The organism is [Mycoplasma] cavipharyngis, from assembly GCF_042984175.1.
GTDB lineage: Bacteria > Bacillota_I > Bacilli_A > Mycoplasmatales > Mycoplasmoidaceae > Mycoplasma_N > Mycoplasma_N cavipharyngis.
In genome coordinates, this window is record NZ_CP155569.1 from 798,136 (window position 1) to 815,110 (window position 16,975).

Below are 16,975 nucleotides of genomic sequence, written 5' to 3' on the forward strand. Positions count from 1 at the left end.
AATAATTTAAAATATCTAAGTTATGTATAAACCTAAAAAATATATGATTCATGCCTATAAATATAATGGTTGATTATACCGAATTGTTGAATCACCTTATGTTTTATATGAAACTTCAGATGTTTTATGTTTATATTTACCAGTTCAAAGTGTTCATTCAATTAAATGTGAAGAATATGGTAAACGTAATTTTCGTTATGTGAACACTTTACAAAAATTTTGGTTCTTTTTTAGAAAAAAGTGATTTAACATTATCGTTCATATTTTTGAAGATCGTTACAGTTTTTATGTTAATGTTGCTAGTCCTTACATAATTGAAGAAAATGCGATCAAATATGTTGATTTAGATTTAGATTTTAAAATTCAAAATAATGATAGTTACTCGATTTTAGATGAAAATGAATTAGAAAATAATTGTCAAAAATGAAATTATCCTCAAGAATTACTAAACAAAATCGAACAAGCAAAAAACGAAGTAGTTCATCTAATTAAAAGCAAATGGTTTCAAAAATTGTTTAATCCCAAACAATTAAAATTTGCTAACCAATTAATTTTAAAAAAATTTGCTGATTATCCTGAATTATGTCGATCATTAATTTATTTATCAGATAATTTAGCAAAGCAATCATCTACTAAACCAGCAACAATTAAAAATTTTACTAAAAAATCATCAAAGCGCTTATTTTCTAGACTTAAAAGAGCAAACAGTGAAAGAAATAAACAATAATTAAATAAAATCTTATGATCTTATCATCCTTACATGAAAATTTAAATGAAATTAAAAATGATATTAAAAATGGCGAATATCAAATCGCTCACATTAAATTAGAAACATTAATTAGTGAGTCAAACTTGAATCAAAAAGATCAAACAGCATTAATTGATTTAAAAAATCAATTTGAAAAATGTTTTTTAAGTCAAGATCATTCATTAAATAACTTATTTGACTGTGCTTTTTTTGCTAATCTCTTTTTAGATGATTATTTTTTTAAATGAGTTAATGCTTTTGCTGAAACTGAAATTTTTGAATTAAACCAAAAACAATTAAAAACATTAGCTAATTTTTTTACAAGTGAAATTATTCCAAACTTTAATAAATGTCTTGTAATTGAAAGTTTAGCATTTCTAAAACTTGATTTAGATGTTAATTATTTAAATGTTGCAATTAAACAACTTGAAACAATTAATACTTTAGAAATAAATGAATTACCAATATATCAAAGAAGAGATCAATTAATATCCCAATTAGATAATATAGTTTTTCAAGATCCTAGTTTAAAAAATATTGTTAATACCTTAATTTTAGGGCTTTTTTGATATCATTTTCCTAAAGATATTAATTTTAGTAATCAAGAATTACTTGATGGTTTAATTAAATATGCTCAAACACAATTAGAACCTGATAAAAAAGAAATTTTTTTGCAACTAGAAAACAAAAAATTATTGAAATTTTTAATTAATTTATTAGAGTCTAAAGAATTCTATTACTTCTAAAAATGTTAAAAAAATAATAACTTATTGTTCGGTTTTATTTTTTTTAATGCAACAAAATTTTTTAGTTCGATTGTATTTTTTAGACCAAATTGTTTCAAAATCAATTGGTTCAATTGTTTTTTTAGTTTTAATTAAACATTTTTTTGATAATCAATGATTTAGTGCTTGATTTAAACTTTGAAAATGTCGCATTGTTGGGATTGGTTTAAATTTTTTAGCGATTTCTTCAGGATGAATTTGCTTATAAGATAAGTTTCAATAAAAATTAACTTTAACTGTTTTACTAATTTGGACTGATGATTTCACACCATTTAAAACCATGAAAGAATAACGACCATTAAGTTTGAGAATATCTGCATTTTGTTCAAATTCACTAATTTGACTTTTACAACAACGACCGATTTTACCATCAAAATAAACATAACAACAACCATTAGGTTCAATTTTAAAAACTTGACCACTAACAATAATTGGATTATTATCTAAGTTGTTTTTAGTTTGGTTTTGTTGTTTATTTTTTAAATTCTGCTGTGTTTTAGAATCGATCTTGTCCATAAAAAATTATTGAGTTTGTTCTCAAGTGATTGATGCATAAATTTCTCTAATATCTAAAACATCTTTACTAAGTTTATATTTCTTTCAATTAATTTGATCTAAAAAACGATCGTGTCATTTACGAGTTATTGCTCTAGTCATTTTCATGTTTGCTTGAATGATCACTATATCTTGCATGTCAATAATTAATCCAATAAACAATTCTAATTTAGCATGACTTAACTTTCAATCATAAATTGGATCATAAATAATAACTGGATTTTTACATGAAGGATTATTACATTTAAAACATTCTTTAGAAGAGTAATAAACTAATTGCTGATTTTTACAACTAGAACAAACTTTAAGTTTTTTGCTATGCACTAATAAATCAGCTAAAATTTTTTTGGCTTTTTTAATTGTAGCAAGACTAGGACGATAAATCGGACTAATTAAGATTTTGGCTTTTTTATTAGTATTTGTTGTCATATTTAATTAAATTACAATTAAATCTTTTAATTAATCGCAATAATTTTTACTTTATAAGGATTAGGAATACCACGAACTTCAACAACATCATCAATTTTATTGCCTAAAATGCTCTTAGCTAATGGTGAATCATTAGAAATTTTATGATTTTCAGGATCAGTATCAAAAAAACCAACAATTTCATAACTCATAGTTTCATTAGTTTTTAAATTAATTAAACTAACTTTATTACCAACTGAAACAACTTTATTAGCATCATTATCATGCTGGTTTTCTTGAATTAGTTCATAGTGTTGCAACATATCTTGCAACTCTTGAATCCGTGATTCAATCACTGTTTGTCGTGCTTTAGATGCATCATAATCAGAGTTTTCTGATAAATCACCTTGATCACGAGCTTGTTGAATTTCCTTAATAATTGCAGGACGTTGAACTTCAACTAAATTACGTAATTCTAGTTTGATTTTTTGTAAACCTTCAACGGTTAAAAGATGTTTTTTCATATTTCAACTAAATATTAATTAATAAAGATTCTTTCATTTTCTTATAAATTTTAAACAATTTATATTATAAAATAATAATGATTTATTCTTAGTGATAAATTTTAATTTGGGAGTGTCAAGGTTTCGACGTGATTTTTAGACATTTAGATGCAGTGGGGTGTGGCCCCTTATAGCTGAAGGTTTCAATAACCGCAAAACCAAAAAACACAAATTATGAAGAAATGGTGGATGTAAATCTATTAGCTTCTTCAAATTTAAATCTAGCTTTAGTTTAAAATAGTTTTTCATTAACTTACAATAAACTTTTATAATAGTTTATTCTTAAATCTAGGCAAAAATAATAATTGATGCATAATAAATTATTGTTTTTTTCATTATGTATTATTTGTTTGTAATGATTATTAACATCCAAATAATTATTTTTATATAATCTTACTAAATAATTAATGTTTTAGATTGATTGTTTAGGACATCTTCTTATTCTAAAACTAAACTGTAGACTCTATTTGATAAGAAAATTGCGGAAAGGGGTTCGATTCCCCTCACTTCCACCATTTTATAATTAAAAAACCATTCATTAGTTAAAGTGAATGGTTTTTTTATTGCCATTAAACTTTTTTTGATTGTTTTTAAACACTTATTGTTCAATTAAGAAGTGGCAATAAAAATTTTATTAATTTTCATTTTTTTCAATTATAATTTGACCAACTATTAATTTTCAAATTAAGTTTTGAATATTTTCTTTTATGAATAATATTTCCATTAGCTTTTTTTGATTCATATTTTTTATTTTTATTATTTAGCAATTTAAAATCTTAATTTTTTCTTTTTTCTTAAGATCTTTTTTTATAAAAGATTCATGTAGAAATAAAAAAATTAATTCTTTGCTATTTTTATTAAACAAAACTAATGATTTTTTTAATGATCATTATTCTTGCTCTTGTTAATAGATCATTTCTTTATTAAAAAATCATTGGCTAAATTCTTATTGACTTATCTAAATTAGTTTCTGTATTTTTTTAAAACAAAATTTAACTTCAAAACTTAATTTAGCAACAAATTATTTATAAATTTTTAATTTTATTAAAAAAATTTTTATTTCAAGAAAGGCAATCATATTTTGAAAACCAAATTAAAATATCAAAAAAGAAATTTTCTAAAAATTTCTCTACTTTTATTACCAATCTCAACAATTACTTTATCTGCATGTGCTCAAGAGCAAAATTTTAAAATTTTATCAAATTATAATGGACAAGCTGATTTGCTCTTATCATTACAAATTCCACCTGATTATTATCCTTATCAATATCAAGAAAATAGTTATCGATCATATTTAAGTAAACCAAGTGAATATATTAAAGTTAATCAGCATACAAGTGCAACAAAACGAACATTAAACCAAAAAATTGACCAACGTTTTCAAAAATTATTAAGTCAAGTTCGTGCTAATGGTCCCAGTTTGTGAAATAATGCAATTTATGATTCAGGAACAGTTAGTCGCAACCAATCATTTTGAACTAATAAATATGCTGCATTATTATTTATGGAACGTTTTGTGCTTGATGATTATCAAACAATAGCAGAAGCAAGAAAAATTTTACCTAATTCTGAAACAATTATTGAAACTAATTTTCGTGCAAGTCGTGATCCGTTCACTACTTTTGGAACTAAAGTTTATCAAGCTGCAGAAAATTTAAATACTCAAAATAGAAGTGCACCAATAAGTGATGAGCAGAAAATTGCAACTGGTTTAGAAAATTATAAAAATCAGTTTCCTAGTCAAGATCCACCTGATGCTTTATACCGTTATCAGTCTTATATTAACTTTTGAAATCAACATATTGAAAAAAACAAAACAACTTTAAATCAATATGGTTTTAATCAATGAATTAAAAATTGATCTGATCATACTAATAATAAAAAAACACCGATTTTTTATTTAGGTAATGAAGCCATTGATCAAAAATTAGCTGAATTGTATTCAAAAGTAATTTTAAGTAATGCTGAAACAAAAACGATTAATAATTTTATTAATCCAAATCAAAATAATTGAAAAATTAATTATCTTGATTCAACTGCTACTGTAAGTTCAGAACCTAAAAAACATAATAAAAAAGTCAAGGTTTTAGATCATCATCCTGCTTTTGAACAACAAGCCAATCCAGGTAGTTCACCAGCTGCTGAAGGTAGTCAAAGAGATACAATGGTTTATTTGTATCAATTAGCAGCAGGAATTGATCAATATACTAAAACTAAAAAAGCCCTTTTTGACAAAAACTTCAAAGATGATCCAAGATATCTTTTCATGCAACATGCTTTAAGTAATGTTAGTTTAATTGCTCAAAACATGCAAAATCGTTTTAAAGCAATTAAAGCGTATTTAAAAGCAATTAATGTTGTTGATCAAAATTATGATCCAGAAAATGACAATTTTATTAAAGATAATTCTAAAGTGTTAAGTATTGTAACTTATCCACCAGCATTTAATGGTAATGCTACAATTCAAACAATTTCTAAATTTGCTTTTATTTATTATGATATTGGTTTAAAACAACCACTACCAGTGCAACATAATCAAACTGAATCAACAAAAAATCAAACAAATCCTGATTTAAGTTGAGTTAAATATGCTGGTGAAACAACTCAAAATTTAAGTAATGATAATCCAGAAAAGGGTAGTGAAATTTTTAACATTGATGATAATGGTTGATGATGAAACTTAGGTGATGGTAAAAAAAGTACAGAAAATTTACAAAATTTCAATAAAACTAGTGATACAGTAATTATTACCGCTACTGATCAAGACTGATCAACCCTAACAGGAAATGCTACATCTGGTTCAAATCCATATGTTAAAAGTTTAGCTTCAATTTCAAAAACTTATCAAAACAATGATCCAATTAATAAAATTAATAGTGATCAATATTCAGTCCATCATGTTGGTTATGGTTTGTGAAACGAAGGTTTAAGATCACCATTTTCAGTCAATATGGTATTAGATCGCTTAGTTGAAATTTTACAAAAACAGTATGATCCTAATTTTAGCAAACCTGATTTGTATAAATCAGCAATGGATTGGGGTAATTATTGATCTGATCATTTCATTAATGGCACTAATGTTGTTCAAAAATAATTAAAAATCATTTTATTTGAATATTAGTTTATTTCAAACTATTATTAAACAATTTTTTAAAATAATCATTTTTCACATAATGAACTTCTTAAAATTAATTATTATAAGAAGTTCATTTTTTTATTAAATTGTTTAAAAATAAAAACAATTTTATTAATGATTAAACTAATCATTAATCATCTAATAAGATCTAGTTATAATTTTCCCCTTTTAATTTAAAACTAGTTTTGTTTAATTATTTATTTCTATTTATATAATGAAATACCAGTTCATAAAGTAGTTTTAAAAAAATTAATAAACTATTTGTGAAAATAATTTTTAAAAATAGATTTATATAAAATCATGTAACATTTTTAAAAATTTAATAATTGTAATGATCAAAACAAATTAAAAGATTTTGTTTTTTTCAAATAAGAAAGTGAATTATCATAGATCAATGGCGATTTTTAAGAAAAAAAAGAAATTTTTAAAATCTAGTTTGATTTTATTAGGATTAGGAATTTTTAACATTCCAATTTTATCTGCTTGTGTTTCTCCAACTCAAGATGTTGCTAAATATTCAACACGAGTTAAAAATAGACCTGAAACATATAAGTTTAAAGCAGCTCAACATACTCCTAATTACTATAAGCCACCAAGATTAGCTTCACCAATTGAAATTGATTCAAAATACACTGGCATCTTTCCTAATTTTGATCAAGATCCTAATAGTGCATCTAATTCTGATGTTAATTCAGTTGAATTTGTTTTAGACCCATCCTTAATTCCTGAAGGCAGAATTTATCAACAAACAATTGCTAATTTAACTAAAGATGATATTAAAAACGATCTTCTAGATTCACTAATTGAAATTATTGAAAACAATCCTAATGTTTATCTTGATTTTAATAAATTAGAACTTGATTTTCGTCTAATTAAACAAAGTTCATCTAGACTTTTAATTAATTCGTTTTTAATGAAACTTGTTTTTAGCAACAATGGGATTAATGCCTTTAATTTATTTAATAGTATTAGTATTCCAGGACAATCAACAGTTGAATTAACAATTAATTTATTTGAAGGAACAATTCGTCCTGATTATAGTGTTGGTTCAGATCGTAATGGTTTACCAGGATCATATGCAGCTTCATGAGCGATTGAAGCAAACGCCTTTGATTTTACTGTTAACACAAAATATATTGCTGGAGCACTATCAGGTAATGAAACTAGTTTTAATCCTAAACGAATTAATTTCATTACTTCACGCAGTTTTGCCATTAACACTTTTTATGCAGGATTTTCATCAGTTACAACTTATGAAATTCTAAAACAAACAGCTAATTATGATTTGGCTAAATTAGATTCTGAAACAATTAAAAAAGATATTAATGATTGATGAACCCAATATTTTCGTTTACAAGCTAGTTTAGGTTATCAAGATGTTGAACGAATTATGAATTATCTAATTGCACCATCAATTAAAGATAGTGATGGTATATTAAGAACGCCATTGTACATTTTGCTAGTTGATAAAAACAAACGTGAAGAAATTTTAAAAATTGCTTTACATAATCCAGGTTTGCGTAACATTATTAATTCCGTCTTAGATCAGAAAATTTTTAATTTTAATGGTAGTGATAAAGATAAACAACAAAAAGCAGCACAAGAGTATGTTGATAATGTCACAAATTTCTTTAAATATTTATTAAATTTAAATTTAAGTACTTTTTTTGATCAAGGAATCGAAGTTCGCGTTGAATGAATTAAAGATCCAGTTTTATACACTACTAACATTAATGATCCTCACATTTCCTTTCAATATAGAGTTAAAGTAACATTTAAAGAAAATTTAAAAATTGATTCTAAGGCTAAATTTATCAATCAAGATAATAAAGAATATCAATATGATATTGCTTCATTTTTACAACTTGATAAAATCATTATTGGTCTTAGTCGTGAAAGTAATAATAAGAAAAACAACACTTCACAAACAGATGCGCTTTTAAATTCATTTGCTAAATTGTTTGCTTTAGATAAATTAGAAGTTAAAAAAGGTGAATCAATTACTTTTGGTTTTGAAGCGACACAATCACCTTTAACATTAGCAGTTAGTCAAACTTTAGATGTTGCTAAAGCTGAAAATGTTAATTTAGGTTGAGAAGCAACTGATACTAAACTAACAGTTGATCTATCAAAAATGCAAACCTTTTGAGAAATCATTTATCATAAAATGAATTTAATCACATATAAGGGTGGTAATACTGGTGGTTTAATTAATGCTTTTAAAGGAATTGGTGAAATTAAAGCTTTAGCTGATCGGGTGAAAAAAGGTGAATATGACATTTTATTTCAAATTTTAGATTATTTATTTGTTAGTGATGCACAACGTCAATTAGTAAATCATCCTAGAAATAAACGTGAAGCACGACCTGTAGAAGTCTTATTTGATACGATTACTAATCAAGAATATTCAGTTGCATCATATCCAATGCGAATTAATTTATCGCGAGCTTTTTATTATTTAGCAGATCAATTTAATAGCAAACCTTTATGAGTTGCAACTAATAATACTAATGCTGATTTTGCTAAAAATACGATTATTAATAATCCTGATTTAAGCTTAACTGATTTAGTACCAACTTTAGGATTTAATATTGAAAATACGCTTGGTAATAATAATACTAATTATGATAATCAAACTAATTTTGCCCTATTGTGAAAAAAACAACAATTTTTAGATCAAACTAATAGTTTTAGTTATCAAGGAATTTCTGCTAAAACTAGTATTTATAAATATGAAGCTGCAGCAGAGCAAATTAAAGCAATTTTAAGTAAAGTGAAAACTGATGAACAGTTATATCAAAGTCAACCACAAATTTTAGATATAGTTAAAAAGAATTTTATTAATCATACTAATTATCAATTTAATCCTAAAGTTTCAATTACTAAAATTCCATTAGATCAAGCAATCCGCTCTGTCTTTCATAAAAGAGTTCAAGCAGGAATTGGTGGTCTTGCTCATTTTGTTAATTTCTTTGATTCAAGTAAATATGATATTAATAGTGCAGCTGATCATATTGTTGATTTAAATCCGCACATAATTAATGTTAATTTACAAATTCCTGATTTCATTTTAGGTGAAAATAGTAGTGGCATTTATACTACTAAAGTTAGTGAAGTAACCACTTGATTTGTTGCTCCAATTGTTGATCCTAATAAAATTAAAATCGATTAATTAAAAAATTAATTAATTTAAAAAAATAAATAACCAAGATTGAATTTTTTGATCTTGGTTTTTTTACTGATTAGTTTTTTAATTAGATTTAAATAAATTATTTTGTTTATAATTAGTTTTTTTAAATTTTTGATTTGGTTATTAATTTATTGTTTAATTTTTTTTATAAAAAAATAATATAATTTAGCAATAATTTTTTAGTTTGATAGTTAAGAAATTATTTGATTAGTTTTGGAAAATTAGTTTGTGAAAAATAAAAAAAATAATAATGCTTTAAAAAATATTTTTATTAAAGATTGAGATTGTGGCCAAGTTAATGTGAAAAGAATTAATTTTGGTAGTTGAAATTTTTTTTCTTTTTATGAACGAGAAAAAATTTTTAAAAGATATCTTTGATCAGCAATATTTGGCTTATGAATTGGCATCACCAGTTTTTTCTTTTTGCAAAAAACTGGAATATATAACTTAGGTGCAACAGGATTTTTTCAAGGTTTATCACGTTTAGCTTTTTTTGGATTAACATATTTCCACAATTACACTACTGAGCAAGCAGAAGTGTTTTATAACATTTTGTTTTGAACGATGAATTTGCTTTTTAATATTCCTTTAGCGATTTTTGGCTACTTTAAAATTGGTAAACAGTTTTCTTTTTTATCAATTATTAATATTGCTGCTTCATCAATCATTGGTTTAATATTAGGAGCAATTCCTGCATTAAAAGATTTTTATATTTTTACTAATCCATTAACTAATAATCAAAGTTTAATTAATAATAACATTCAAGTGCTTGAATGATCTGGAGCTAATGATACTTCAAAAATTATTATTTTACTAATTTATGGAATTGTTTTAGGAGTTTTAGGTTCGATTTCAACAACATTCATTTATATTATGGGTGGATCAACTGGAGGAACAGACTGATTATTGTTTTATCATTCTAAAAAAAATATTTCCTTATTTGGTACAACTAGTTTAATTATCAATTTGATCATTACCATCATTTCCTTTATTATTGGTACTTATATTCCTTATAGTATTGTCTTAAATAATGCAATTAATACTAGTTTACTAGTTGCTAATTTTTTTTCACCAATTTTAATTGCAACATTATTATCAGTAATGTTACGCAAAATGATTACTAAAAAATTTTATCCCCAATTTGATGTTGTCACAATCAAAATCTATACTGATAAAATTGATTTAATTCGTGCTCTTTTTATTAAACAAAAATTAGTCCATGCTTTTACTTTAAATCGATCAACTGGAGGTTATTCACTAAAACCCCACCCTAATATTGAAATGGTCTGTTTTTATCGTGAAGTACCAGAAGTGATATCAATGGTTCGCAAACACGATCAAGATTGTTTAATTATTTCCAGTCCAGTTATTAGTGTCCAAGGTAATTTTCGAATTAGGTCTGATTTTGATTAAAATCTTAATATGAATGATAATTACCAACACAAAAAAGATTTAAGTAAACAAGCAACAAAAATTAATTGGTTTCCTGGTCATATGCATCAAACTATGAACCAGATTATGAAATTAAAACCACAAATTAATTTAATTATTGAAATTAAAGATGCACGAGCAGTCATTGCAAGTGATAATTACCAATTAAGTGCAATTTTTACTAATAAACCGATTTTAAAAATTTATTTAAAAAAAGATTTAGCTGATCCTAATTTATGTCCAAAATTAAGTTTTAATTCTTTTGATTCAAACACAAGAGATCAAATTATTGCTGCATGTGAAACTGCACTAGATTCACAATTAAAAAAAGCACAAAATAAAGGAATGTTAAATCCGATTTTACAAATTTTAGTTTGTGGTTTACCTAATTTGGGTAAATCAACAATTATTAATAAATTAGTTAGAAAAAATGTTGCATTAACGGCTGATACACCAGGATTAACTAAAAAATTTACTGCTTTTAAGTTTCATAAAAATATGTGGGTTTATGATACTCCAGGAGTTTTTTATAAAAAAGTTAGTAATGAGCAAATTGGTTATCAATTAGCACTAATTGGTGCAATTAAACGCGAACTAATTCCACTACAAGAAACATTAAAATATGCATATCAGTTTTTAAGTAAAAATTATTATCATTTACTAACAAATTTAGTTAATCAGCCTTTAAATCATGATTTTGATCAGTTTTTACTACTTTTAGCTCAAAAACAAAATTTTAAAATTAAAAATAATAATTGAGATTTAGATAAAACAATGTGATATTTTTATGATTTAATTCGTACAGGTAAAATTGGTCCGATTTCTTGAACTTTATCTAATGATAATCATTGATAAACAGTAGCAATAAAATAAATTGAACCACAAAAAATAACTCAATGGTTATTAGTTCACTGCTCAATTATTGTTTTTATTGTTGCTAAACTAATCAAATTGACTTGAACATTAAGATCATTTTGTTTAATTGCATTTTTATGATCAAAAAAACTAACATAAAAATTATTAGGAAATTGACTTTTTAATCAACTAATAATTTGTTTGAAATCTTTTGTCTTTAATGAAGAGTAAACAATTATTTTTGCTTGATTAGCAAAATTGTGATTTAAATTAGCAACTAATTTTTTAATTCCATCTAAATTATGAGCTCCATCTAAAATAATTTGATTACTAAAACAAGTTAGTCTCCCTAAAATGTTACGTTTAAAAATTTGATAGTCAATTTGATAATTAAAATGTTGGCAAAAACTAATTACTAATGATGCTGATTCATTAATAAAAAAATCATTACTAATTTTCTGATCTTTAGCAAAAATTAAATTACCGTTAATTTTTTTTAAAATTGTGGCATATTTTTGATTACTATAACTAACAAAAACTGGTTCAAATTTATTAGCAATGCCTAATTTTTGATTAACAATAGCAGTAATTGATGATCCTAATGTATCTTGATGATCATAACTTAAACTAGTTAATAAGGTTGCAATTGAATTACTAAAAAGATTCGTACTATCTCATTTGCCACCAATTCCAGCTTCAAAAACAGCTAAATCACATTTTTCTTCAAGAAAAAATTGAATTGCAATTCAAGTAAAAATTTCAAAAAAATTAATTGGTTGGTTTTGAACGATTTTTTTAATTTGCTGCAAAATTGTCATTAATTGCTGATCACTAATAACAAAATCATTAATTTTAATTCGTTCATTATGTTCTAGAAATGCTGGTGAAGTAAATAAACCAACTTTTAAATTATTTAATCTTAAATTTTTGGCTAAATAATTTGCGCTACTTCCTTTACCATTAGTACCAACCACATGAATTACTTTTAGTTGGTCTAAATCTAATTTTGCTTGAATTAAATATTTTTTAAAACGATTTAAGTTACCTGTTGTTAAATTAAATGAAGTAAAAATGTTAACACTAGTTTTCATACAATAAAATCTTTTGAAATAAAAAATATTAATCTTAAAATAATTATAATAAAATACAATAATAGTTTATACTATCTAACATTTTATTTAAATTAAATTATTAAAATAAGAATCAAAAAAATGACCAATTTAAATTTACAAATCCGTTGAAAAAATATGGATAAAGATGTTCTTGCTGAAGAATATTTTTATAACAAAATAACTAAATTATTAGATTTTAATTTCGTTAATGTTGATGAAAAATTTAAAGCAGAAATTACTTATTATGCTAAAAGTAATAAATATAAATCTAGTCTTTCTTTTGCTATTAAAGGTCGACCAGATGTTCATGCTAAATCTAATGAATATAGTAACTTACAACATTCAATTAATGAATTAGTTGAAAAAACATTAGACCAATTAAGAAGAATTAAAACCCAATTCAAAAATAATTAATAATTAAATCAATTTAGTTTTGAAAATCACATTAATGATTTTTGAAACTATTTTTTTTATTAAAAAAGGAATTAGAATGAATCAAAAATATCAAAACACAATTAAACAAATTTATGATTTAGTTGCAGCTGAACAATTACGCCAAGATCAGCACATTGAACTAATTGCTAGTGAAAACTTTGTTTCTCAACAAGTTTTAGCACTAACAGGTAGTATTTTAACTAACAAATATGCTGAAGGTTATCCTAATGCTAGATATTATGGTGGGTGTGAAAATATTGATGCCATTGAAACTATGGCAATTCAATTAGTCACTGAAATGTTTGATTGTCAATTTGCTAATGTTCAACCTCATGCTGGTACTCCTGCAAATTTTGCTGTGTTTTTAGCATTAGTACCACCACAAGGTAAAGTTTTAGGGATGGATATTAACTCTGGTGGTCATTTAAGTCATGGCACTAAAGTTTCTTTTTCAGGCAAATTATATCAATGTGCTACTTATCAAGTTAATCCTGAAACATTTTTATTAGATTATGATGAAATTGAACGAATTGCTTTAATTGAAAAACCAGACTTAATTATTGCTGGTGCTTCTAATTATTCACGCATAATTGATTTTAGAAGATTTAAAGATATTGCTAATAAAGTAGGTGCTTATTTATTAGCTGATGTTTCTCATATTGCTGGTTTAATTGTTGGTAAACAACATCCTAATTGTTTTCCTTATGCTGATGTGATGATGACAACAACTCATAAAACTTTACGTGGTCCAAGAGGAGCGATTCTAGCTTGAAACGATCCAAAACTAACTAAAAAACTTAATAGTGCTGTTTTTCCTGGAGCACAAGGTGGACCATTAGGACATGTTATTGCTGCAAAGGCTGCTGCGTTTGCTGAAGCACTAACACCAGAATTTAAAGATTATGCTGCTAAAATCATTAAAAATTGTCGCGCTTTTTGTCAAGCCTTCATTGATAAGGGTATTCAAGTAATTACTAATGGAACTGATAATCATTTATTTACAATCAATGTTTTAGCAAGTTATCATGTCACTGCTGATTTAGTTGAAAAATGATTAGAAGCTGCTAATATTACTACTAATAAAAACACAATTCCTTTTGATACACAAACACCTAGAAAACCAAGTGGTTTGCGTTTAGGTGTAGCAGCAATGACAACTAAAGGTTTTAATGAAACTGATTTTATTCAAGTGGCTGATTGAATTCATGAAATTATTATTAGTCATGGTGATCAATCAAAAATTAGTACTATTAAAAAAGCGGTGATTGATTTTTTAGCAACTAAAAAACAAACACAAATAAGTTAATATTATTTATTATTTGATTAAAACTAATTATTTTTTAATGCTCATTATTAAAAATTTTCAGTTTTAGATTCAAAATAATTTTTTAAAAAAACATTTTGACGATAAGATAAAATCCGTTTAGCAATTTTTAGTAAATTGTTAAAGATTTTTTCATAACTTTGATCTCAAACAACAAATTTTGCCACACTTTTTTTTCATAAACTAATAAATGGAGCTCAAACAGATAAAATATCTTCTAGTTTTTCATATTTTGTTGCTAACTTTTTTCTAACTTGATATTGTTTTAGTAAAAAATGATTAAATTTGCCAACATCATCTTTTTGAAAAAATCATGATGTCATTAAATAAATAAAGGCATGATCAAAACTAGTTTTTCGTTCAATAATTAAATTTTCAATTTCACTATTAAAACTTTGTCAATCAAAAAAACCAGGAGCAAGATTTTCAAATTCACTAATAATTGCTTTTAATTTTTGATTTTTTTGATCTAAAAAGGATTTAACTTGCTGATATTCTTCTTGATTAGCAAATGTTTTTACTAAAAACGAAGTTTGATAATTACGAAAAATAATTAACTTGTTATTTTCAATTGTTTGAATTAATTTTTGATAATCACTAATTGTTTTTAATTGATCAAAACTGTATCGATTTAATTTTCGATTGTAATTAATTTTAATTTTAAATTGCTGCAAAATTTTTGTATGATCAAATTTAACTTTTTTTAGTAGTGATAAAGTGTAATTATGATAAAAATGCAATAATGGTTTTAAATCATAAGTTTCAAAACTTTTAATTAATTGAATAATATGATCTGAATTATTATTTTTAGTTGGATCATTTTTTAGGTTTGATTCAGTCACTAGTTGGTTATTAGTTACTAGTTCTTTATTAGTAGTAACTACACTATTTTTAGTATTATCTAAATCTAATTTTTTAACTTGATCAGAACGATCATTTTGATTAAAAGATGACATATAATTGAACTAACTCACTTAATAAATTGATCTAAAATAAAAATTTTATTTACTAAATAATTAAAATCTTCTTATTAATAAAATAATTGCAATTTTATTTTATTAATCAAATAAATTATTTTAAATTATTATTTTAAGATTAATGATATTTTAAAAATTATTGAACTAATCTTTTTAAGAGCATAATTAATTTAAACAAATTTTCTTGTAATAATTTTTAAAATAAAGTTTAAAATTTAACTCTAATTTTAATTGATATTTATTAGAAGATTTTAACAAGTATTATTGTGCAACAACAAATTTTAATTATTAACGCTGGTAGTAGTTCGATCAAATATTCAATTTATTCAATCCAAACAGCAAGCCCCATTACTGAAGGAATTTGTGAACGAATTGGAGTTGATGGTTCATTTACGATTAAATTTAACGATCAAAAAACAACTTTAAATGCTGATTTTCCTAATCATGCTCAAGCTTTAAAATTTCTATTTGATTATTTAGAGAAAAATCACATTTTATCTAATCGTAATTCAATTATTGGTGTAGGTCACCGTATTGTTCAAGGTGGTAATTATTTTAAAGATTCAGTTATTTTAAAAGCAACTGAAATTGCTAAAGTTAAAGAATATATTCCTTTAGCACCACTACATAATGAAGCAGAAATAACAATTGTTGAAGAATTACAAACAATTCTTCCTAATGCCATTAATGTTGGTGTTTTTGATACTGCATTTCATCAAACATTAACTGCTGAAAATAAAACTTATGCGATTAATGCTGATTTAGCTGCAGAATTAAAAATTCAACGTTATGGTTTTCATGGTACTTCATATAAGTACATAACTGAACAAATGCAACAAATTTTAAAAAAAGATCAAGTCAATTTAATTGTTTGTCACTTAGGTAATGGTGCATCAATTACAGCAATTAAAAACAATCTTTCCATTAATACTTCTATGGGACTAACACCACTTGAAGGTTTAGTGATGGGAACAAGAAGTGGTAATATTGATCCGGGAGTAATTAAATATTTAGCTGATGTGAAAAAATATGACATTAAAAAAATTGATACTTTATTAAATAAAGAATCAGGACTATTAGGACTTTGTGGCACATCTGATATGCGTGATTTAATTGCTAATGTTAAAGCTAAAGATCCAAAAGCAATTTTAGCACTAAATGTCTTTTGTAAACGAGTTGCTGATTATATTGTGATTTATGCTAATGATTTAGCAAACCAAATTGATGGTATTGTTTTTACTGCTGGAATTGGTGAAAACGCTAGTGTGATTCGTAAATTAGTTAGTGAAAAAGTATCTTTACTATCATTAAAAATTGATGATCAACTTAATGAAGGCAAAATCGATCGTTATCAAAAAATTTCTCATCCTGATTCTAAAGTTGCTTTGTATGTTGTTAGAACTAATGAAGAATTAATGATTTTTAATGATGTAAAACGCTTGTTAAAAATTTAGTT

Annotated in this window: 14 protein-coding genes and 1 other RNA gene; 10 read left to right on the plus strand and 5 right to left on the minus strand. The window is 24.6% G+C overall.

Annotated features, from left to right (window positions below):
* Nucleotides 1-22: 22 nt before the first annotated feature.
* Complete coding sequence (locus tag MCAV_RS03175) at nt 23-727, plus strand: DUF402 domain-containing protein (protein ID WP_391591679.1); 705 nt, start codon at nt 23-25, stop codon at nt 725-727.
* Nucleotides 728-741: 14 nt separating this feature from the next.
* On the plus strand, nt 742-1,494 hold the full coding sequence (locus MCAV_RS03180) for a DUF3196 family protein (RefSeq protein WP_391591680.1): 753 nt from the start codon (nt 742-744) through the stop codon (nt 1,492-1,494).
* A gap of 21 nt (nt 1,495-1,515) precedes the next feature.
* Here the strand turns inward: MCAV_RS03180 and MCAV_RS03185 are convergent, their stop codons facing one another.
* The 3 genes from MCAV_RS03185 to greA are packed head-to-tail and all read right to left on the minus strand — an operon-like array spanning nt 1,516 to nt 3,020.
* Nucleotides 1,516-2,049 (minus strand): hypothetical protein, encoded by a 534-nt coding sequence (locus tag MCAV_RS03185; protein ID WP_391591681.1) that lies wholly within the window; start codon nt 2,047-2,049, stop codon nt 1,516-1,518.
* A gap of 6 nt (nt 2,050-2,055) precedes the next feature.
* Nucleotides 2,056-2,517, minus strand: coding sequence for a hypothetical protein (locus MCAV_RS03190; protein WP_391591682.1), 462 nt, complete (start codon nt 2,515-2,517; stop codon nt 2,056-2,058).
* Between the two features lie 26 nt (nt 2,518-2,543).
* Complete coding sequence (gene greA, locus MCAV_RS03195; RefSeq protein WP_391591683.1) at nt 2,544-3,020, minus strand: transcription elongation factor GreA; 477 nt, start codon at nt 3,018-3,020, stop codon at nt 2,544-2,546.
* 108 nt (nt 3,021-3,128) lie between these two features.
* On the opposite strand from greA, the gene ssrA reads away from it, so the two are divergent.
* The 5 genes from ssrA to ylqF all read left to right on the plus strand — a co-directional run bounded on the left by ssrA (nt 3,129) and on the right by ylqF (nt 11,671).
* Nucleotides 3,129-3,574: a transfer-messenger RNA gene (ssrA, locus tag MCAV_RS03200) on the plus strand.
* Between the two features lie 566 nt (nt 3,575-4,140).
* Nucleotides 4,141-6,153, plus strand: a complete 2,013-nt coding sequence (locus tag MCAV_RS03205) for a hypothetical protein (RefSeq protein ID WP_391591684.1) — start codon at nt 4,141-4,143, stop codon at nt 6,151-6,153.
* A 436-nt stretch (nt 6,154-6,589) separates the two neighbouring features.
* Nucleotides 6,590-9,367 carry a hypothetical protein gene (locus MCAV_RS03210; protein WP_391591685.1) on the plus strand — a complete coding sequence of 926 codons (2,778 nt, stop codon included), beginning with the start codon at nt 6,590-6,592 and terminating at the stop codon, nt 9,365-9,367.
* Between the two features lie 246 nt (nt 9,368-9,613).
* The gene (locus MCAV_RS03215) at nt 9,614-10,798 is read left to right on the plus strand and encodes a YitT family protein (protein WP_391591686.1); all 1,185 of its coding nucleotides are present in this window, start codon (nt 9,614-9,616) and stop codon (nt 10,796-10,798) included.
* A gap of 9 nt (nt 10,799-10,807) precedes the next feature.
* Nucleotides 10,808-11,671, plus strand: coding sequence for a ribosome biogenesis GTPase YlqF (gene ylqF, locus MCAV_RS03220; protein WP_391591687.1), 864 nt, complete (start codon nt 10,808-10,810; stop codon nt 11,669-11,671).
* On the opposite strand, the gene MCAV_RS03225 is transcribed toward ylqF, so the two are convergent.
* Nucleotides 11,602-12,762, minus strand: a complete 1,161-nt coding sequence (locus tag MCAV_RS03225; protein ID WP_391591688.1) for a bifunctional folylpolyglutamate synthase/dihydrofolate synthase — start codon at nt 12,760-12,762, stop codon at nt 11,602-11,604. The genes ylqF and MCAV_RS03225 overlap by 70 nt on opposite strands.
* A gap of 120 nt (nt 12,763-12,882) precedes the next feature.
* Between MCAV_RS03225 and MCAV_RS03230 the strand changes: the two genes are divergently transcribed.
* Nucleotides 12,883-13,197, plus strand: a complete 315-nt coding sequence (locus tag MCAV_RS03230; protein ID WP_391591689.1) for an HPF/RaiA family ribosome-associated protein — start codon at nt 12,883-12,885, stop codon at nt 13,195-13,197.
* Nucleotides 13,198-13,273: 76 nt separating this feature from the next.
* A complete protein-coding gene (gene glyA / locus MCAV_RS03235; RefSeq protein WP_391591690.1) occupies nt 13,274-14,524 on the plus strand; it encodes a serine hydroxymethyltransferase in 1,251 nt (416 codons plus the stop codon).
* Nucleotides 14,525-14,571: 47 nt separating this feature from the next.
* Here the strand turns inward: glyA and MCAV_RS03240 are convergent, their stop codons facing one another.
* The gene (locus MCAV_RS03240; RefSeq protein WP_391591691.1) at nt 14,572-15,498 is read right to left on the minus strand and encodes a hypothetical protein; all 927 of its coding nucleotides are present in this window, start codon (nt 15,496-15,498) and stop codon (nt 14,572-14,574) included.
* A gap of 287 nt (nt 15,499-15,785) precedes the next feature.
* Here MCAV_RS03240 and MCAV_RS03245 point away from each other — a divergent pair, with 287 nt between their 5' ends.
* Nucleotides 15,786-16,973 carry an acetate/propionate family kinase gene (locus MCAV_RS03245; RefSeq protein WP_391591692.1) on the plus strand — a complete coding sequence of 396 codons (1,188 nt, stop codon included), beginning with the start codon at nt 15,786-15,788 and terminating at the stop codon, nt 16,971-16,973.
* Nucleotides 16,974-16,975: the final 2 nt, after the last annotated feature.